Annotated in this window: 16 protein-coding genes; 9 read left to right on the top strand and 7 right to left on the bottom strand. The window is 51.0% G+C overall.

Annotated elements, in window-relative coordinates:
• Nucleotides 1-38: 38 nt before the first annotated feature.
• The 6 genes from ACP5SG_RS00920 to ACP5SG_RS00895 all read left to right on the top strand — a co-directional run bounded on the left by ACP5SG_RS00920 (nucleotide 39) and on the right by ACP5SG_RS00895 (nucleotide 9,121).
• The gene (locus tag ACP5SG_RS00920; protein WP_237888655.1) at nucleotides 39-1,178 is read left to right on the top strand and encodes a pyridoxal-phosphate-dependent aminotransferase family protein; all 1,140 of its coding nucleotides are present in this window, start codon (nucleotides 39-41) and stop codon (nucleotides 1,176-1,178) included.
• A gap of 32 nt (nucleotides 1,179-1,210) precedes the next feature.
• Nucleotides 1,211-2,791 (top strand): phosphoglycerate dehydrogenase, encoded by a 1,581-nt coding sequence (gene serA / locus ACP5SG_RS00915; protein ID WP_237888654.1) that lies wholly within the window; start codon nucleotides 1,211-1,213, stop codon nucleotides 2,789-2,791.
• A 291-nt stretch (nucleotides 2,792-3,082) separates the two neighbouring features.
• On the top strand, nucleotides 3,083-4,504 hold the full coding sequence (locus tag ACP5SG_RS00910; RefSeq protein WP_237888653.1) for a TolC family protein: 1,422 nt from the start codon (nucleotides 3,083-3,085) through the stop codon (nucleotides 4,502-4,504).
• Nucleotides 4,501-5,619: an efflux RND transporter periplasmic adaptor subunit gene (locus ACP5SG_RS00905; RefSeq protein WP_428121124.1), complete on the top strand. Its 1,119-nt coding sequence runs from the start codon at nucleotides 4,501-4,503 to the stop codon at nucleotides 5,617-5,619. Before ACP5SG_RS00910 ends, ACP5SG_RS00905 begins: the two co-directional genes overlap by 4 nt.
• Nucleotides 5,616-8,657, top strand: coding sequence for an efflux RND transporter permease subunit (locus tag ACP5SG_RS00900; protein ID WP_237888651.1), 3,042 nt, complete (start codon nucleotides 5,616-5,618; stop codon nucleotides 8,655-8,657). Before ACP5SG_RS00905 ends, ACP5SG_RS00900 begins: the two co-directional genes overlap by 4 nt.
• Before the next feature lie 107 nt (nucleotides 8,658-8,764).
• The gene (locus tag ACP5SG_RS00895) at nucleotides 8,765-9,121 is read left to right on the top strand and encodes a cupin domain-containing protein (protein ID WP_424661479.1); all 357 of its coding nucleotides are present in this window, start codon (nucleotides 8,765-8,767) and stop codon (nucleotides 9,119-9,121) included.
• Nucleotides 9,122-9,161: 40 nt separating this feature from the next.
• Here ACP5SG_RS00895 and ACP5SG_RS00890 read toward each other — a convergent pair whose 3' ends face one another.
• Entirely contained in the window at nucleotides 9,162-10,586 is a 1,425-nt protein-coding gene (locus tag ACP5SG_RS00890; protein WP_237888649.1) for an ATP-dependent 6-phosphofructokinase, read from the bottom strand.
• 33 nt (nucleotides 10,587-10,619) lie between these two features.
• Here ACP5SG_RS00890 and murI point away from each other — a divergent pair, with 33 nt between their 5' ends.
• Entirely contained in the window at nucleotides 10,620-11,426 is an 807-nt protein-coding gene (gene murI / locus ACP5SG_RS00885) for a glutamate racemase (RefSeq protein WP_237888648.1), read from the top strand.
• On the opposite strand, the gene kdsB is transcribed toward murI, so the two are convergent.
• Genes kdsB through ileS form a run of 4 tightly spaced genes read right to left on the bottom strand, consistent with a single transcriptional unit; the run spans nucleotide 11,423 to nucleotide 16,442 of the window.
• Nucleotides 11,423-12,178: a 3-deoxy-manno-octulosonate cytidylyltransferase gene (gene kdsB / locus ACP5SG_RS00880; RefSeq protein WP_237888647.1), complete on the bottom strand. Its 756-nt coding sequence runs from the start codon at nucleotides 12,176-12,178 to the stop codon at nucleotides 11,423-11,425. The genes murI and kdsB overlap by 4 nt on opposite strands.
• Nucleotides 12,175-13,035: a 16S rRNA (cytidine(1402)-2'-O)-methyltransferase gene (rsmI, locus tag ACP5SG_RS00875; protein WP_237888646.1), complete on the bottom strand. Its 861-nt coding sequence runs from the start codon at nucleotides 13,033-13,035 to the stop codon at nucleotides 12,175-12,177. The genes kdsB and rsmI overlap by 4 nt, the downstream gene beginning before the upstream one ends.
• A complete protein-coding gene (locus tag ACP5SG_RS00870; RefSeq protein ID WP_237888645.1) occupies nucleotides 13,007-13,603 on the bottom strand; it encodes a CDP-alcohol phosphatidyltransferase family protein in 597 nt (198 codons plus the stop codon). Before ACP5SG_RS00870 ends, rsmI begins: the two co-directional genes overlap by 29 nt.
• A 13-nt stretch (nucleotides 13,604-13,616) precedes the next feature.
• A complete protein-coding gene (gene ileS, locus ACP5SG_RS00865; RefSeq protein WP_428121107.1) occupies nucleotides 13,617-16,442 on the bottom strand; it encodes an isoleucine--tRNA ligase in 2,826 nt (941 codons plus the stop codon).
• A 205-nt stretch (nucleotides 16,443-16,647) separates the two neighbouring features.
• Between ileS and chrA the strand changes: the two genes are divergently transcribed.
• The gene (gene chrA, locus ACP5SG_RS00860) at nucleotides 16,648-17,817 is read left to right on the top strand and encodes a chromate efflux transporter (protein ID WP_428121104.1); all 1,170 of its coding nucleotides are present in this window, start codon (nucleotides 16,648-16,650) and stop codon (nucleotides 17,815-17,817) included.
• 22 nt (nucleotides 17,818-17,839) lie between these two features.
• On the opposite strand, the gene ACP5SG_RS00855 is transcribed toward chrA, so the two are convergent.
• Together ACP5SG_RS00855 and ACP5SG_RS00850 are read right to left on the bottom strand one after the other, a co-directional pair.
• Nucleotides 17,840-18,358: a chromate transporter gene (locus ACP5SG_RS00855; RefSeq protein ID WP_237888642.1), complete on the bottom strand. Its 519-nt coding sequence runs from the start codon at nucleotides 18,356-18,358 to the stop codon at nucleotides 17,840-17,842.
• Nucleotides 18,355-18,894 carry a chromate transporter gene (locus ACP5SG_RS00850; RefSeq protein ID WP_237888641.1) on the bottom strand — a complete coding sequence of 180 codons (540 nt, stop codon included), beginning with the start codon at nucleotides 18,892-18,894 and terminating at the stop codon, nucleotides 18,355-18,357. Before ACP5SG_RS00850 ends, ACP5SG_RS00855 begins: the two co-directional genes overlap by 4 nt.
• A gap of 365 nt (nucleotides 18,895-19,259) precedes the next feature.
• Here ACP5SG_RS00850 and arsB point away from each other — a divergent pair.
• The coding region (arsB, locus tag ACP5SG_RS00845; protein ID WP_428121100.1) for an ACR3 family arsenite efflux transporter at nucleotides 19,260-20,312 on the top strand (1,053 nt) is incomplete at its 3' end.

Here is a 20,312-nt window from a genome sequence, read left to right as displayed (position 1 = left end):
GGCTTTAAACCCAAAATCAGAGTCGAAGGAGACTTTCGATGTTGAAACGTTATCTCATGGCCCCAGGGCCTGTGGCTGTAGCGCCTCATATACTTTCTAGGATATCTGAGCCGGTCATTCATCATAGATCGCCCCAATTCTCGACATTTCTCGCTAAGGTGAGGGAGGACTTGAAATATCTGTTCCAGACAAAGAACGATGTAATCATATTTGCTTCCTCCGGAACCGGCGGCATGGAGGCCGCTGTCGTGAACCTCCTGTCCCAAGGGGACAAGGCGATCGTGATCAGAGCAGGTAAGTTCGGTGAGCGTTGGACGGAATTATGTGAGGCATATGGCATAAAGGTTGTAAACATAGACGTACCGTGGGGGGAGGCCGTGGATCCGGATCGTGTGAAAAAGGTCCTTGATGCCAATCCTGAGGCGAAGGCGGTCTTTGTCCAGGCCCATGAGACCTCCACCGGCGCCAAGCAACCTGTAAAGGAGCTCGCTTCACTGATGAAAAATAAGCCCGAGACTGTATTGGTTGTTGATGCCATTACTGCGCTCGGCGTTTATGAATTGAAGACCGATGAATGGGGCGTCGATGTGGTCATAACAGGGTCACAGAAGGCCTTGGCCCTTCCGCCTGGTCTTGCCATGGTAAGCGTGAGCGAGAAGGCCATGAGGCTAGTCGAGAAGTCAGGCCTTCCAAAATATTATTTCGATTTTTTGAGAGAAAAAAAGGCCATTGCCAAAGACACCACCGCATTTACCCCGGCGGTTTCCCTCATTATAGGTCTTGGTGCCGTGCTCGATGAGATAAGAAAAGAGGGTCTCGACGGCGTTTTCAAACGACATGCCCGCCTTGCAGGAGGTACAAGGGCGGGGGTCATGGCCATGGGGCTTGAGTTGTATTCAAAGGCCCCTTCAGAGGCGGTGACTGTTATAAAGACCCCTGAAGGCATAGATGGCCAGGCTATTGTAAAGAAACTCCGCGAGGAATATGGGATTACCATTGCAGGCGGTCAGGGTCAGGCCAAGGGTCGTATCGTCCGCATCTCCCATATGGGACATCTGAGTGAATGGGACATGATAATAGCCATTGCAGCCGTGGAGCGGGCGCTTAAGGCGATGGGACACCCGATTGAGCTTGGGCAAGGCGTCGCTGCAGCACAGGCCTTTTTTGCAAGCAATTAATTCGATACAGATTAAAGGAGAGCGAGTGCGCCATGAAGATCTTGGTAAGTGATCTGATAGCAAAGGAAGGGATTGAGATACTAAGGGAGGCTGGGATCGAGGTGGATGAAAGGCCGGGGATCCCGGCCGACGAGCTTTTGGATGCCGTAAAAGACGTGGATGGTCTTGTAATCAGGAGCAACACAAAGGTGACGGCCGATGTCGTAAATGCTGCAAGAAGGCTCAAAGTGATAGGAAGGGCCGGTTCAGGCCTCGATAACGTTGATATCCAGGCCTGTAACAAACGCGGTATAGTTGTTATGAACACACCAGGCGGCAATACAAATTCCGCAGCCGAGCATACTATCGCCATGATCCTTGCACTCTCGCGGCACATACCGCAGGCGACTGCCTCGATGAAGGCAGGCAAGTGGGAGAAGAAGCGTTTTATGGGGCAAGAGGTGGCGGGCAAGACCTTGGGCATAATAGGAATGGGCAGGATAGGTAGTGTTATAACCCAACTGGCCCAGGGATTGAAGATGAAGGTGGTTGCCTTTGATCCCTATGTAATACCGGAGGTCGCCGAGAAGCTGGGGGTTGAGATGACTAATCTGGATGATCTGCTTGCAAAGTCAGACTACATCACAGTCCACACCCCTCTCACAAAAGAGACGAAGGGTTTTTTAAACAAGGGACTCTTCAATAAGATGAAGCCTGGGGCGTACGTCATAAACTGTGCAAGGGGCGGGATTATAAACGAAGAAGACCTGTATGAGGCCCTGACATCAGGCAGGATCGCCGGTGCGGCACTCGACGTCTTTGAAAAAGAGCCTACTACAAAAGAAAATCCACTCCTTTCCCTTGATAACTTTATATGCACGCCCCATTTGGGTGCATCCACAAAAGAGGCGCAGGAAAACGTAGCGCTTGCGGTTGCTAAACAGATCGTCGACTATCTGACAAAGGGTGAGGTCAGAAATGCGGTCAATGTGCCATCGGTGAGCGGCGAGGTGCTTGCCCAACTCGGCCCATTTCTTCTGCTGGCGGAAAAGATAGGCGCATTTCATGCCCAACTGGCTGGCGGTCCTATTGAGGAGGTTTCCATACTCTATCAGGGGGATATAGCTGAACTTGATACAAAACCTGTTACGGTCTCTGCCTTGAAGGGTCTTCTTGCCCCCGTGCTCAGGGAAGAGGTGAATTTTGTAAACGCCCCGATAATAGCCAAGGAACGCGGCATAAATGTCACTGAGTCCAGGAGTGAGACGCCGGAAGACTTTACTAATCTCCTGACCATAAAAGTAAAAGCGGCGTCCGGATCGAATGAGATAGCAGGTACCATCTTTGGTAGGAAAGAACCCAGGATCATAAAGATCAATGACTTCCGTCTGGAGGCGGCGCCTGAAGGGCACATGCTCCTTATATATAACGAAGACAGGCCCGGAGTGATAGGGCGGATCGGCGTTTGTCTAGGCGAGTTGGGGGTGAATATAGCCAGGATGCAGGTCGGTCAGGACCCAAGCCATAGGCGTAATGTGATTCTCCTTACGACAGATGAGCAGGTAAATGAAGAGGCCATGGCCAAGCTAAGGGAGCAGGATGGGGTTACGAGTGCAATGGCCCTTGAACTTTAGCCTGATGGCCTGTGCAGGGCCTTTTGCCGCCAGATTTGATGATCTCATAAAAAGTCATTATATGAGATGGCTAAGTAAAAATCGTAAATACAAGGCGCGCAGATCCTGAGGAATGAGGCGTATTTTCTTGTACGTCGCGGTGACGAAGGATGCAGCGCAACACGGCAGTCGGCGCCTTTTGTGACGCTATCAGATTTAATTTCGAGGTAATTTAAAGGCAATAGAGCAGTTAAATTTATATATTATTGTCTTTCGACATTTGCAGGCCTTAAAGAACCGTCAGAGAATGCAATGTTGAAAGAAAATTGTACAATCAGCAGCTGCGTTTTGTTAGTTGTAGCCTTGCTCGCCGGCTGTACGCCTTATCATCCCATGCCTATCGACAGCTTGGCCGTGAAGCGGGCCCTTGCTCCGGTTGACACGGCCAAGGTCAAAATAGAGTTGCAGGGGCTTGAAAATCCCCTGTTGAGGCCCTTGAAGCCGGTGCCTTTTGATCTTTCGGACGGGCTTTCCATTGACGAGGCCGCAATAATGGCCGTTGTTGCAAACCCAGGACTGAAGGCCGAGCGCGACCGCCTTGGTCTGGCCCGTGCGCAGGTTCTAAAGGCAGGCATACTGCCCAATCCAAAGATATCCGCCGGCCTTGACAGACCAACCGGCGGCCCTACCAAAGGTACTGTAAACGCCTATAACGCCCAGATTGAATGGGACATCACCTCATTGATCAGCAGGGCCGCTGAGCTTGAGGCACAAAAAAAAGACCTTCGCTCCGTGGAACTTGAGGTGGCTTGGAAAGAGTGGCAGGTGGCTGAAGCGGCGCGACTCTCTTTTATCCATCTTTTTTGGGCGCAAAGGAGGTTTGCCCTCTTGAAAGGGATTGAGAAAGATATGAAGAAGAGGCTCGATATCCTGAAAAAGGCCGCGGTGCAGGGTAATGAGACGGCATTGAATCTGGATGCAGCAGAGGCGGCCTTCAGTCAATTCGAGCTTGGGCTTTCAAAGTCCGAGGAAGAGGTCAAGAAAGACAGGCTTGCGCTCAATATGGTCCTCGGACTTCCCCCTGATTATGAGATACATATCCAAGATGTCGGCCTTTCCGCTTGGCCTGGCAAGCTTCCTTCAGAGGACAGTGTACTTAACGGCCTTGAGGCGCGGCGCCTGGATCTCGTGGCGCTTAAGGAGGGCTATGAAGGCGAAGAGGCTAGGCTTCGTGCTGAAATACTGAAGCAGTTTCCAAAGATGGCCTTAGGGATAGTCCGTTCAAGGGATACAGGGGCCATAGTTACTACTGGTTTTGCCGTGAGTATTGATCTCCCGGTGTTTGACCGTAATCAAGGCGGTATAGCCGTGGAGCATGCTACAAGACAGAGGCTCTTTGACGAATATATGGCCAGACTCTTTGAGGCCAGGTCACAACTGGCCTCCATAACAAGCGATATCAATGCGGTAAGAGACCAGGTCGGTCTTTTGCAGCAGGCTGTCGAAAACAAGAGACGCCTTCTCAAGCAGACAGAGGCGGCCTTTAAACGAGGAGATATTGATGCCATAGGTTATTATCAGGTTGTTGAAGATCTTATCAACAAGGAGCTTGAGTTCTTGAATCTCAAAGAGAGTTTCACCGAACTGGCAGTGGCGCTTGAGGCCGCATCTGGTCTTTACTTTCCATATTTACATACCGCACAATCTTTACCGCATGGAGGCGGCGGGCGATGAGATCGTTTTTCTGTCCTCTTGTTTGTAGTGTTGGGGTATTTTTCTGTATATGCCTTGATCTCGCCGGTCCAGGGCCTTTATATGCCGGGAGGCTGGCGGATGTAAGGGCCACTGTCTATTGCGTACCTGTGCGTGAAGGCATTGTCACAAAGACTATAACGGCATATGGGACGGTCATCCCGTCGCCCGGTGCGGTAAAGGTGCTGTCTCTGCCGTATCAGGCGCGGATTGCCGAGATCTATGTGAACGAGGGCCAGGTGGTGAGAAGGGGCGAGCCTCTTCTTAAGATAGCTCTAGGTCCTGATGCCTTGCTTGCCTTCAAGGAGGCACGGCTCGAATATGAGGGTGCAAAGAAGGAGCTTGGGTTTATAGATCAGCGTTTTTCCCTGGGACTTGCAACAAATCAAGAGGTGGCTGCTGCAAAAAAGACATTAGACCAAGCAGCTGCACGTCTTAAACACCTTGAAGATCAGGGAGTCGGTGCGGAAAGACTTATAAGGGTCCCTGTAAACGGTCCTGCGGAATGGACGGTGAACAGGGTTATCGCAGGTAGGGATGCAGTGGTCCAGCCTGACAGCTCCCTAGTGGAGATCGTGGCGCAAAATGGGTTGGAAGTAAGGCTAGGCGTGGAACCTGAAGACGCCTCTTTGGTCAAGACAGGTCAGTCGGTGGCAGTCTCGTTTGTGAACAGGGCAGATGCAAGACCCATCGTCGGTCGGGTGAGGGCGGTATCAAAGATGGTGAATCCCTCAACCCGCCTCCTTGATGTCTTTGTTTCGCTTCCGTCCAGTTTGGGCGTCATGCTGAATGAGTATGTAAGGGGCGAGATAAGGTTGTTTTCCAGAAAGGGGCTTCTTGTCCCGCGGGACGCGGTTATTCCGGAGGATAAGGCCTTTGTCCTTTTCACAGTAAAGGGTGGTCTTGCGAAAAAACACATCGTAAAGGTGGGGCTTGAGAACGACGGTGAGGTTGAGGTCATGGCAGGGGATATTTTAAAGGGTGATATGGCCGTAGTCCTCGGCAACTATGAGCTGAAGGACGGCATGGCGGTTACGGTTAAGGAGGCGGCCGGATCCGTGCCCATGACCATACCGGGCGATCGGGGGATAAAGTGAATATTGCCGACTGGATCAAGGGCCATCATCGTTCAATTCTTTTTTTGATAGCGGTTCTTGCCTTGGCCGGTGCCGCTGCGAGCTTGTATCTCCCTGTTGCCCTTTTCCCATATGTTGAATTCCCGCGCGTCGAGGTCAGCTTAGACGCAGGCGACAGGCCGGCTGATCTAATGGCCATTGAGGTTACAAGACCTGTCGAGGAGGCGATCAGGGGCGTACCCGGCGTGCGGAACGTGCGTTCCACCACCAGTCGCGGCAGTGCTGATATCTCGGTCAATTTCGATTGGAGCGAAGATATGGTCTCGGCTATGCTTCAGGTGGAATCGGCCATAAATCAGATAAGATCGACGCTTCCGCAGGGTCTTAGTTTCACGGTTAGGCGAATGGATCCGACCGTCTTTCCGGTGTTGGCCTACAGCCTTACCTCAAATACCCATTCCTTGGTGGAGCTTAGGGACATCGCCCTCTATCAGCTGGCTCCTTTCCTGTCAACGGTGAAAGGCGTTGCGAAGGTCGAGGTCCAGGGCGGTCAGGAGGCGGAGTTTCAGGTTATGCTTGATCCGGCAAAGATGGAGGCCCTTGGGCTTACAGTGGACGATGTTGCAAAGGCGCTCTCGGCGTCGAATGTGGTAAAGGCCGTCGGCCGCATTGAGGACCACTACCGTCTCTATCTTGCTGTATCCGATACCAGACTAGGCGGGATAGGTGAGATTAAGAACACGGTCATCCGTTCAGGGCAAAACGGTCTGCTTCGCCTTGACGACATAGGGACGGTGACACTGGGTACGGTCCCGCAGTGGATAAAGGTCACGGCTGATGGACGCGATGCCGTACTCATCCAGGTTTACCAGCAGCCAAGGGGCAATACCGTTCAGATAGCAACGGATATCAAGAAAAAGCTTGCGGCCTTTAAGCCCCACCTTCCCAGCGATATAAAGATAGCCAACTGGTATGATCAGAGCGAGTTGATACTCGCCTCTGCCAAGAGTGTCCGCGATGCAGTGTTTTTAGGTGTCTTGTTTGCCGCAGTCATCCTGTGGATATTTTTGAGAAATGCAAGGATGACCCTTATCGCCGCCGCCGCCGTGCCCAGCGTTCTGGCGGTTACCGTTCTGGTCCTCTATCTTCTGCACATGAGGTTCGACATCATGACGCTTGGGGGTATGGCCGCTGCAGTTGGGCTCATCATCGACGACATGATAGTTATGGAGGAGCATATCGTAAGGGGCCTCGCAAGGCACAGTGGTACCAGACATGAGAGGATAATGGCCGCTATGAAGGAGCTTACCAGCCCCCTTGCTGGTTCGTCCGCCTCGACCGTCATCATATTCGCCCCGCTCGCCTTTCTTTCGGGCGTAACTGGCGCCTTTTTCAAGGCCTTATCCTTGACTATGGCCTCTGCCCTTGTGGTGTCTTTCTTAGTGGCCTGGATAGGGGTTCCGGTACTGGCTGCACACCTCTTAAAAGAAGACGACATCAGGGTCATGGACGGCGGAAAAGGAGGTATTGAACAGCGGTTTAAAAATGGATACGGGTGGTTTATGCGGTGTATACTTGATCGGGCCCCCCTTTTTCTCATGCTGACCCTTGTCAGCTTGGCATTTGCCGGCTGGTTTTCATACAAGAGGCTAGGTTCAGGATTTATGCCGAAGATGGACGAGGGCGGTTTTATACTCGATTACCGCACCCCTCCAGGCACATCCCTTACTGAAACAGATAGGCTCTTAAGGCAGGTTGAGGCGATACTGCGCGCCACCCCAGAGGTTGACACCTATTCGAGACGGACAGGCACGGCCCTTGGCGGTTTCCTCACGGAGGCCAACGAGGGCGATTTCTTTGTAAGGCTCAAGCCTGGACCCAGACGTCCTATAGAGGCCGTAATGGATGAGGTAAGGGGCAGGATAGAGAGGACCATACCTGGGATCCAGGTCGAGATGGCCCAATTGATGGAGGATCTTATAGGAGACTTGACTGCGGTACCGCAACCTATAGAGATAAAACTTTTTTCCGATGATCAGTCCCTCCTTGGAAGGCTTGGGCCTAAGGTGGCGCAGGCAATAAGCAATATCCCAGGGGTAGTGGAGGTGAAGGACGGGATCGTTTTCGCAGGCGATGCCCTTCAAATCCGTGTGGACCGGGATAAGGCGTCCTTCGAAGGGGTTGATCCAGAGGCTGTGACACGATTTGTCACCCAGTATCTTACAGGCGTTGTTACGACAAAGATACAGGAGAACATGAAGATGGTGGGCGTGAGGGTCTGGGTCCCTGAAGATGTCAGAAAGAATATGAAGGACATAGAAAATCTACAGCTCAAGGGTTCCGGAGGACATCTCTTTCCCCTGAAGAGGATAGCTAAGATCAATATACTTACCGGCCAGCCCCAGATTATGCATGAAGACCTGAAGAGGATGATAGCCGTAACGGGTAGGATAAGTGGGCGTGACATGGGTTCTGTCATAAGAGATGTAAAGAAGGTTCTGCGTCGGCCGGGATTGATCCCAAAAGGGGTGTATTATGAGCTCGGCGGGCTTTACGAACAGCAAAAGATCGCCTTCAAGGGCCTGATCACGGTCTTCGTTGCGGCGGTGATGCTTGTATTTTTATTGCTCCTTTTTCTCTATGAGAGATTCAGGATCGCCTTGGCTATTCTTTTTACCACCCTCCTTTCCATCTCGGCGGTCTTTTTCGGGTTGTGGATTACAGGGTCGGAGATTGACATCTCGTCTATGATGGGCATTACAATGATTATCGGTATAGTCACAGAGGCCTCCATTTTTTATATCTCCGAGCTCAATGCCATCTGCATCTCGTCCACAATGCCTTTTAAGGCCGCCTTGGTCGAGGCCGGGGAAAACCGCCTCCGCCCCATCGCCATGACCACCATAGCTGCCATCTTGGCCTTAATGCCGCTTGCGCTTGGGCTCGGTGAAGGGGCGGCTATGTTGAAACCGCTTGCCATAGCCATTGTTTCGGGCTTGTTTCTCCAAATGCCGCTTGTGCTGGTGTTCTTGCCCATTTTGCTCTCGATGTTGATTTAAATTGATATCTTGGGCTGAAAGTGCCTTGTTGACAAATATTATAGACCGACCTAGATTCAAAATTGAAACGAGATGCCTTATATTTTATTTTTTAAGCGAGGTCTGTAATGGTCTCATTAAAGACTGCTTTCTTTCAATGCGGTGATGGGATCAGATTCGAGCCCCATCCAAAATATGAGGGCGTCAAGATCGCCAAGCTCATTACAAAGACAGAGTGTCAGAAGGTGGGTGTCTCCATACTCATCCTTAAACCAGACACGGAGATACCTATTCATGTCCACGAGCATGAGATAGATTCTATATATGTCCTCAGCGGCAGAGGAGAGGCCTTTATAAACGGGCGGCATCAGGAGATCGGCCAGGGCGACTATATATTCGTCCCCGAGGCCGTTCCACACGGCGTCAGAAGTTCAAGCGACGGAGAGCTGAGGCTGTTTATCATACACAGCCCGCCCATATTTTGATTTTCGGCTGTTCCCATGCGCCTTTATACATAGGCGGCGTTTAGTTTTTAAGCGTTGATTGTCCTGTTGATTCAAGTACGCTCAGCCAGAACCGACTATTCAAATCCACCTTTTTCCTACGTTTTATCGCTGCAGTTATGGGTACGTGGACATAGCGGTCGTTCCAGAGGCTTACCATCATAGCGGTCTTTCCGGCCATGGCTGCATGGACCGCGTTTTGCCCAAGGTTTGCGCAGTAGAGGCGGTCGTTTACATTGGCTGGTACACTGCGGACGATATAGCTCGGGTCTATGTAGCGTATAGAGACGTCCATTCCAATCTCATCAAAATAGGTCTTGAAGCGGTCCCGCAGAAAGAGGCCGATGTCCCCGAGCTTTACATTCCCCGAAGGGTCTGTTTCAACAACGCCGCCGGTTACATACCGTTGCCCTGCCCCTTCGGCGGCTACCACTACGGCATGCCCACGTTCCCTGAGTCTGTTTTCAAGGGCCTTTAACAACCCCCCGTCGCCTTCAAGGTCGAAATCGCTCTCTGGGATCAGACAGAAGTTGACCTCCCGAAGGGCATTTGCCGCGGCGGCGGCGATGAATCCAGAGTGTCTGCCCATTACCTTTACAAGACCTATGCAATTTGGGGCGCCGACCGCCTCTGTGTGCGCGCACCTTATGGCCTCGCACGCCATCTCCACGGCTGTGTCAAATCCAAACGTCTTTGATACCAGATAGATATCGTTGTCTATTGTCTTCGGGATGGCTATCACTGATATTTTAAGCCCCCTTGCCGCGATCTCATCGTCTATTTTGCTTGCAGCCCTGAAGGTCCCGTCACCGCCAATCATAAAAAGTATGTTCACATTTAGTCTCGTCAGGGCGTCTACTATCTCGTCCGCAGGTTGATTCCCACGGGAGGATCCCAAAACTGTGCCGCCGTATTCGTGTATGCGGACCACCGATTCGGGCGTAAGTTCCATTACCGGGATGCCGTATTTTGGGATAAAGCCCCGAAGTCCATAACGGATGCCAACTATGGGCTGCACACCATAGCCGAAGTGCAGGGTCATGACGATAGCGCGGATTACGTCGTTTATGCCTGGACAGAGCCCGCCACATGTCACTATCGCGCAACGTGTCTTGGCTGGATCGAAGTATATCTTTCTTCTTGGCCCGGCCATCTCAAAGGAGGGTAGGGATGCGCCGCGTTTGATGGTCTGTCTGATGTTATGTTCCGACACCCTTACGAGCACCCGGTCTTCATCTCGGATGAAGCAGGAATACAGTTTTTTCACCAGCGGCGAGTCTATCTTGCATTCACCGAGCGAGATTATCGTCGTCTCTATTTCCTCATCCTCACCTATTTCATCTATTATGTCATTGTATCCTGCAACGTTGGGCAGGCATCTATCTTTTTCTTGCAACATATCGGCTACCTCGAAGATGTTTATTTTTTGATCTTTTACACTAGCCAAAAATACTCTGCTGTGTCAATGTAAAAAGTCGTTATGAAGGTCATGAGGGATATGATAATCGGTATTTTCGATTCAGGTGTTGGTGGGCTTACCGTGGCACGGGAGTTACGGCGCATGCTTCCCGGCAGACAGCTCGTATATTTCGGCGATACGGCCAGAGCTCCTTATGGTGCAAAGAGTCCCGAGACGCTTATCAGGTATGCGGTTGAGGATGCACGGTTTCTCATCAGTCAGGGGGCGGGGTTGATAGTGATCGCCTGTCATAGCGCTGCTAGCGTCGCCACAGAGGCGTTGAGGAAGACGCTTGATGTGCCTGTATTCGAGGTTATCACGCCGTCCATAGACCAGGCCGTGGCCAGGACGCGTAAAAAGGTCATAGGGCTTATAGGGACGAGGGCTACTGTCTCAAGTATGGTATATGAGCGGGAGATCAGCGCCAGGGATCCTGAGATAAAGGTCTATAGCCAGGCATGCCCACTGCTTGTACCCTTGGTCGAGGAGGGTTGGTTCGAGGCACGCGAGACCAGGATGATTGTGAGGAGATATCTTAGGCCCCTTAAAGACAAAGGAATAGACACCCTGGTACTCGGTTGTACCCACTATCCGCTTTTAAAGCAAGTGATTACGGAGAAGATGGGGAAACGCGTTGAGATAATAGATCCATCGCGAGAGGCTGCGGCGGCTATCAGAAATTATCTTGGAGACGACAGCACTGCCGGCATGTTAGGGGTGCGGGCCAAGGCCAGGTTCTTTCTGTCTGACGTCACCCCCATGACCGAGCGGATAGTCGCATGGTTTTTGGGAGAAAAGGTAAGGCTCGAAAAGGTGACCATTGGCTAGAGTGGCGACATGGGTTCTTTAAATAGCCTTCGAATCACCTCGAGATCTTCGGCCGTATCCACATCCAGCGGGGCCTTTTCAATCTTTACCACGCCGATTCGGAAGCCATTTTCAATGGCCCTTAGCTGTTCAAGTTGTTCGATCCTTTCGAGGGCGCCGGGTTTAAGTCCAGCAAAGGTCTTTAAAAAGCCAAAACGATAGGCATAGAGGCCGACATGCCTCAAAAAGGCCCCTCTGATCCCTTTCAGCACCCCATCGCGGTCGAATGGGATCAGCGCCCTTGAAAAATATATGGCGTGCCACCTGGCATCCACCACCACTTTAACCCTGTTGGGGTTTATCGCCTCTTCCATATCCATGGGGCATGCAGGTGTGGTTATAGCGAGCTCGGTTTCGCGGACGAGCCTTTCTATGATCATTCGGACCGGCTCCTCCTCGATCAGCGGCTGATCTCCTTGAATGTTCACCACAATATCTTCATCCGAGAGCCCAAGTGCGCGCGCCGCCTCGGTGATCCTATCCGTGCCCGACAAGAGCGTCGGATCCGTGAGCACAGCATTGCCTCCTGCCTCTTTTATGCATTCGGATATGCGCCTATCGTCAGTGGCCACCACTACTTGATCCATGTCAGGGATGCACACGGCCCGTGTATATACATGCAGTATCATGGGCCTGCCTCCGATGTCGGCAAGCGGTTTCCCGGGTAGTCTGGTTGACTTGAATCTGGCTGGGATAATGGCAACGATCTTCATCCCTTTTTCACCTCCAGTGCGATTTTATAGATGACGCCCTTGGCTATGCCTGTGGCCTTACTCAAGGTCTCAGCCGCCTCTCTGACTGATGTCGAGGCGAGCATAAGGGAAACAGCGTCCCTTATGGCCTCTTCGCGGCCCTTGATATCCGGTTTGACAGGAGGCGCCCCTTCAGCAACAATGGTGATCTCCCCTTTTATTTCATTCGGCAGGTCTTTCATGATTTCACTTATATGGCCCGCCATAATAGTCTCATGCACCTTTGTTATCTCCCTTGCAATAACTATCTTTCTGTCCCCCAGCACATCCAGCATGTCCACCATGAGTTCGTGGAGCCTGTGTGGGGCCTCAAAGAGGACGAGCGTGCAAGGGAGGCCTGATGCTGCTTCAAGACTCTTTCTGCGTTCACCTCTCTTGGATGGCAGGAATCCGAGAAAGAGGAAGTTGTCCGCTGGCATACCGGCCACACTGAGGACGGTCGTGACGGCTGACGGGCCTGGGATCGGGATGACCGAAAAACCAGCCTTTCTTGCAGCTGCTACAAGCCTGGCCCCTGGATCTGAAAGCGCGGGGGTCCCTGCGTCAGTGACCAGGGCTGCGTCCTTTCCCTGTTCGAGTGTCTTCAAGATCACATCTTTTACTATAAGTTCGTTTTGCTGCCTGGAGCTTATGAGTTTTGGGTTGAGTCCGAGATGGCTTAGGAGTTTCCTCGCCTGTCTCGTATCCTCTGCAGCCACCAGATGTACCCTTGCGAGGGTCTCAATTGCCCTAATGGTTATGTCTTTGAGGTTTCCAATCGGGGTTGCGATTACATAGAGTCGACCCGGTTTAATGTGCGTCTTTTTGTCTGTAGACATGGATTATCCGCTGAATGGCGGTTGCGTGTGTAAAGACAGCGAGGATTATGAGCATAGGATAGATGAGATCGAAGATGAGCCCTACAACCAGGATGAGGATTCTCTCAAAACGCGTGAGGAGTCCGACATTGCAGGTAAAACCCAAGGCCTCTGCGCGGGCCCTTGTGTAGCTCACCAGAAGGGAGCCTGACATGGCGGAAAGTGTCAAGAGGGGTGCCCACCATCCCCAACCGTCTGTATCTGAGGATGTATGAATCATGAGCCCTACAAACAAAAAGAATTCCGCATAGCGGTCAACGGCAGAGTCAAGAAAGGCCCCGAATCGGCTCACCATACCGTTCTCCCGCGCGACAAGGCCGTCGACGGCGTCCAGGGGGCCGAATACGGCTAGCATTATCCCTGCCCAAAATAAAGATCCGAGACCAATCATGACCCCTGTCGCCCCATATGCCGCAAGTCCGATTATGGATATAGCATTTGGGCCAAGACCTATGTGAGAAAAGAGGCGTGCGACGGGCAGGAGAAGGGGCCTTGACCATCCCCTGGCCAGATCGCTTGGTGACTTCACGGCCGTAGTCCCCCTAACCGTTGAGCCCAAGGGCCCTGAGAACCCCTGAGCAGCGGCCGCATACATCTTTGAACGTAAGGTCTTTGCCTACGTCTTCGCTCCATGTCCAACACCTGGCGCATTTTTGTCCGGCTGCTGGTTCTACCTTGATGTAAAGGCCTGCTACCCCTTCGGCCTCCCGGATATCTTCCCTATTAGGGCGTTGTTTCGTATAGATCGTCTCAAGTTGGGAGACTATGGCTAGCATCTTCATGATGGACTCGTGTCCCTTCAGGAAGGCTTCGGTCTCCCCATCGCTTGTATACAACGTGACCTTGGCATCAAGGGCAAGCCCTATCCGCTTCTCTTTGCGCGCTGTCTCAAGGGCCTTTGTGACCTCGGCCCTTATGGACAAAAGCCGCTCCCATTCCAGTCTTTCCTCTTCACTTAGAACATTTGCATCAACATCCGGAAATCCAGCCAGGAATACGCTCTCTTCCTTATCGCCAGGCAGATAATCCCAGGCCTCATCCGCGGTAAAGGAAAGGACAGGTGCGATCAAAAGCATCAGATCGCGGACTATCCGGTAGATGGCGCTCTGGGCCGAACGCCTCAGCCGCCCGGCAGGGAGTTCACAGTAGAGCCTGTCTTTCAGGATATCGAGATAAAGGGCGCTCATGTCAACCGTGCAGAACTGGTAGGTCTGATGAAACACCATGTGAAATCTCATATCCTCATAGGCCTGTTTCACCTTGGCTATAAGGTTTTCAAGCCGCCACAGCGCCCAGCGGTCTATGGGCTCGAGCTCTTTCAAGGGCAGTGTGTCCCTTTCAGGATCAAAGTCAGAGAGGTTGCTTAAGAGGTAGCGGATCGTATTTCTTATCTTTCTGTAGGCCTCTGTCAGGCGCTTCAGAATCTCTTTGGATATCTTGATGTCGTCCTGATAGTTCTCGGCAGAGACCCAGAGCCTCAATATCTCAGCGCCATACTCCTTTATTACGTCGGCAGGCGGGATCACGTTTCCCACGGACTTGGACATCTTCTTGCCCTCTTTGTCCACAACGAATCCGTGTGTGAGGACCGCCTTATAAGGCGCCCTGTGCCTTGCGGCCACAGAGGTGAGGAGTGAGCTCTGGAACCACCCACGGTGCTGGTCGCTCCCCTCGAGATAGAGGTCGGCAGGGGCGTGAAGCCCTTCTCTATTTTCAAGGACCGCTGCGTGGCTTACGCCCGAGTCGAACCAGACGTCAAGGATGTCCATCTCCTTTTTGAGCGCTGTTCCGCCGCACTTCGGGCACCTTGTATCAGGCGGTAGGAGTTCCAAGGCGTCTCTCCTGAACCAGGCGTCCGCCCCTTCCTTTTCAAATATGGAGACTAGGTGCGCCGCGATCTCTTCATCCATCACCGGCTCTTCGCAATCTCCGCACAAAAATACAGTAACAGGCACCCCCCAGGCCCGCTGCCGGGATATGCACCAGTCAGGCCTTGACTCGACCATGCCGTAGATCCTTTCCCTTCCCCACGATGGGATCCACCTTACGGTGTCTATGGCCCTTAACGCCTCTTTCCTAAGGTCGCCGGCTTCCATCGATATGAACCACTGGGGCGTGGCCCTGAATATCACCGGCCTTTTGCAGCGCCAACAGTGAGGATAGCTGTGTGTTAGGGACTCGCTTGATACAAGCGCGCCATTGCCTTGAAGGAGCTCGATTATCTCGTTATTGGCGTCAAATATGTTTTTGCCGTGGAAAAGCGGGACATCCGCGGTAAAACGGCCCAGGTCGTCCACAGGTGAATAGACCTCAAGGCCGTATTTGAGACCGCTCTCGTAGTCGTCCACCCCGTGACCGGGGGCTGTGTGGACACAGCCTGTACCTGCCTCAAGCGTTACGTAGTCTGCAAGTATGATCCTACTCGACCGATCAAGAAACGGATGCCTCGCAGACAATCCCTCAAGCTCAGCGCCCTTGAATCTACCCAAGATCCTTGCATCCGTCTGCTCGAGACCGCAGAGTGCAAGGATCTGCAGGAGCCGCCCTTCGGCAAGGATCCAGACCTCGTCTTTTACTTCTACGACTAGATAGTCAAATTCCGGGTGAAGAGCGATCGCCATGTTCGCCGGAAGCGTCCAGGGCGTGGTTGTCCAGATTAGCACAGATGCAGGGCGAGCGAGGTCTTTGATGCGCGCCTTGAGCCAATCTGTTAGGTCATCTTCGGCCTTGAACTTTACGGTGATGGCAGGGGAGCGGTGGTCTTCATATTCGACCTCGGCCTCTGCAAGGGCCGTTACACAGGTCGGACACCAGTGTACGGGTTTTTTGTTCTTTATCACGTGGCCTTCGTTGAATATGCGGCAGAACTCCCTTGCAATCGACGCCTCATAGTCAAAGGTCATGGTGAGATACGGGTTTTCCCAGTCGCCCAGGACGCCAAGCCTCTTGAATTCATCTCTTTGAACGCCTACAAATTTTTCAGCGTATCGGCGGCAAAGGTTGCGGATATCAAGGCGTCCCATCTCCTTCTTTTTGGGGCCGAGTTCCTTTTCCACGTTGTGTTCGATGGGGAGGCCGTGGCAGTCCCAGCCAGGGATATATGGGGCGTCAAGGCCCATCATCTGACGCGACTTTATGATTATGTCCTTCAAGACCTTGTTGACCGTATGGCCGAGGTGGATATGCCCGTTTGCATAGGGAGGGCCGTCATGGAGGATGAATTTAGGGCGTCTCTTGCCCTGTTCCCTCAGGAGTCTGTAGAGGTCCATCGCCTCCCAGCGTTTGAGCATCTCCGGCTCCTTCTGCGCCAGGTTGGCCTTCATTGGAAAGCCTGTCTTCGGGAGATTCAGCGTGTCTTTATATTCCATTTTTTTTAAATCCCTTTCTTTGACAAATTGCAGCCGTTCGATCAAACAGATAGACAGAACACCCAATCGTATGCCAATTCAATGGGCAAGATGGGGTAAAATGCGTAAAAGTTGCCATTAAGATACATGAAATATGAAGAAATGACTACATGGCTTTTGCCCTGGTCGTTTTTTTGAGATGGATTTTGTGGTACAAATGAAATCCATGGTTTACCCTGATAGCAGCCCCAACGTGGTCATTTCCTTGTTTTTATCTTTTTTAAGGCTCGGGCTTACGGCATTCGGCGGCCCAGCTATGGTTGCGCATATAAAGGAACTTTCGGTAAGGCGCAAGGGGTGGCTGGACAGCAAGACCTTTAACGATGGCGTCGCCCTCTGCCAGTCCATACCTGGTGCGACCGCCATGCAGATGGCGGCCTATGTGGGGCTCAAGGTGAGCGGCATAACCGGGGCCTTGGCGTCCTACATAGGTTTCGGCCTTCCGGCCTTTATCCTCATGGTGGGGCTTTCGATTGGTTATATCATATCCCACGGGGTTTCGTGGACTGCATCAGTCTTTGCCGGACTCCAGGTGATCGTGGTTTGCATCGTAGCTAACGCCACTTTCGTATTCGGCAGGTCTATATTGAAGGGCGCCAAGGCTGTCTTGATGGCGGTTGCATCCGCCGTGTTCTTCTGGCAAGGCATAAGCCCTTTTTTTGTTGTGATTGGCTCTGGAGTGGCAGGATGTTTGTTTTTCAGCACCACTGAAGGTACGGACCTCCCAAACCCCCGCGGCGAGTCAGTCTTGTCTGTCGTCAAACGCGATATTGTTCTTGTTGCAGCCTTGTTTTCAGGCCTTTTTGCCCTTTATGTCTTAGATGACAAATTTTTTCACCTCGCCCTTCTGATGATGAAAATAGACATGTTCGCATTTGGAGGGGGCTTTGCCTCTTTACCGTTGATGCTCCATGAGATTGTAAACGTAAAGGGCTGGCTCGACGGCAAGACGTTTATGGATGGAATAGCTCTAGGCCAGGTTACGCCAGGCCCCATCGTCATTACGGCTGCATTTGTCGGATATTTGTTATATGGATTTGCAGGTTCAGTGGTTGCAACTATAGCGGTCTTCACGCCGTCATTTCTGATATTGGTCATGGTCGTCCCGGTTTTTGACAGGCTGAGGTCATGCAGGTATTTCCTGCCGGTTACAAAGGGAATCCTTTCGTCTTTTGTGGGGTTGCTCTTTTATGTAACGTTGAAGTTCGCCTTTGACATCCATTGGGATGTCGTGAGAGCGTTGTTGGCGTTGGTGGCCTTTGTTGCATTGTCCAAACAGATAGACGTCCTATATGTTGTAGTTGCAGGGGCCGTTGCCTCTTTGATTGTGTTTTAATCCTATCGAGAGTTTTATGATTTTATGATAGGATAGCCCCTAGGATCCCTGCCCCGACGATCACGAAAGACGGATCTGTCTTGGTGAAGGCGATTACAGCAAAGCTTATAACGGCGATCCCTAATGTGGGAAGGTCCACAAGCGCTGTATGTCCAAGCGAAACGGCCACTACTGACAACAATCCTATAACGGCTGGTTTTATCCCTTTGAAGCCCGATTGAACGATTATCGATTCCTTGTAATCGTAATAATATTTCGTCACAAGCGTTGCAATTATAATGCACGGCAAGTATGAACTTAGCATTGCCAATATAGCCCCTATCAAACCGCTGATTTTGTATCCGATAACGGCATTCATAACGGTCATGGGGCCAGGGGTGATCTGCCCGATCGCGATGGCATCCAGAAATTCCTGGTTGGTAAGCAGATGATTCTTTTCCACGAATTCTCTCTGGAGCATAGGAAGCATCACATAGCCACCTCCTATGGTGAGTGCGTTGATGACGATAAGCAACCAGCACAGTCTTAGCAAAACCATCATATACTCCTTCCATAGACAACGAAGCCGAGTGCTCCTGATGCCAGGATAAGGCCGATGGGATTCAATTTGAACAATATGAGGGCAAAAAAGGCGGCCAAGGCAAACAGCGCCGTCTTGTAATCCCTGATAGTGCTTTTTGCCATTTTTAGAATGATTGAAAGCAGCAATCCTATTACGGCTGCTCCAACGCCTTTCATGGCCGAATTCAGCAGGACATTGTCTCTGTTTTTTATATAAAAGATCGCAAGTAATATGGCCAGCACGCTGCCTGTAAACGACTGGCCGACGGTTGCGGCAAGGGCGCCTTTTATCCCTCGCAGCCTGTAACCTATGCAAATACCAGTATTTACTATGGGCGGACCGGGCGTCATCTGTCCGATGGCTATGCTTTCAATAAATTCTTCATGTGTCAGCCATTTGCGCCTTTCAACCAGCTCCCTTTCAAAAAAGGCAAGCATGGAATAGACCCCTCCGAAGGAAAGAGTACCTATTTTAAGGAAGACCAAAAATATCTTTTTCAAAGAGATGGTCGCCATGACAATCCTTTACATTAATTTTCAAATCTATTTTCGGCGGAATTCGTTCTTTGCCTTGTCACAATCTTGTCACAATTATAAACCGTCTTGATGCCGAATATTAAGGAGTCGGCTGATCGTTCCGTCATAGAGGATTGCGGCTTGACATATCATTATTTTTTTATATATAATTAATTATATATGTCTAAAAATTATCCTTCAAAGATATTCGGCTATATATTTAAAGATTTCGATCTACTGCCCCTCATGATGTGTATGATAGATGAACTCCATTTATAAAATCTATGATGGCCATCCTAAAAAACAAGAGCTCTTTTATTAAAATCCGGCATGTTTACAATATAACAAGATTAAGGGAGGTAAAAATGGATAATCTTACCAGGCGTCTCAGTTTTCTTGACAGGTTTCTAACCATGTGGATATTCCTTGCGATGGCGGCAGGGGTGCTGAGCGGCTATTTTTCCCCGCCGATAAAGGACGTTATAGATCTTTTTCAGGTCGGGACGACAAATATCCCAATCGCCACAGGCCTTATCCTCATGATGTATCCCCCGCTTGCCAAGGTGCGCTATGAAGAGCTTGGCAAGGTATTCAGAGACAAAAAGGTCTTGACCCTTTCCCTTGTGCAGAATTGGATCATAGGGCCGATCCTGATGTCTTTACTTGCAGTCATCTTCTTAAGTGGCTATCCACACTATATGTACGGCCTTATCATGATAGGGCTTGCCCGCTGCATAGCCATGGTGATAGTATGGAATGATCTTGCCTGTGGAGATCGTGAGTATGCAGCAGGCCTTGTGGCGTTTAACTCCATATTTCAGGTACTGTTTTATTCCCTCTATGCATACATATTCATTACAAAATTTCCGCTGTTGTTTGGCCTTAAGGGAATAATCGTTGAAGTAAGCATGTTAGAGATAGCCAAGAGCGTATTTATCTATCTTGGCATACCTTTCATAGCAGGCATTGTTACCCGTTTTGTCTTTTTAAAAATCAAAGGCAGGGAGTGGTATGAAAGGTCTTTTATTCCAGTCATAAGTCCTGTTACCCTTATCGCCCTTCTTTTTACCATAGTTGTTATGTTTGCCCTTAAAGGCGAGTATATTGTAAGGCTTCCGCTTGATGTACTCCGTATAGCGATACCGCTACTTATCTATTTTGTCAGCATGTTTCTTGTATCATTTTATCTTGGAAAGCTGTTTGGGGCTGGTTATGAAAAAACAGCTACCCTTTCCTTTACCGCAGCCAGCAACAACTTCGAACTGGCCATCGCCGTAGCCATCGCGGTCTTCGGGATAAATTCAGGCGAGGCCTTTGCAGCAGTAATCGGTCCGCTGGTCGAGGTGCCGGTCTTGATCAGTCTTGTAAACCTGGCGCTTTATTTTCAGAGAAAATATTTTACCGATCAATACTGCAAG

The organism is Dissulfurimicrobium sp. (assembly GCF_049968175.1).
GTDB classification, from domain to species: Bacteria; Desulfobacterota; Dissulfuribacteria; order Dissulfuribacterales; family Sh68; genus Dissulfurimicrobium; species Dissulfurimicrobium hydrothermale.
This window is presented reverse-complemented; position numbering and strand designations above follow the sequence as displayed.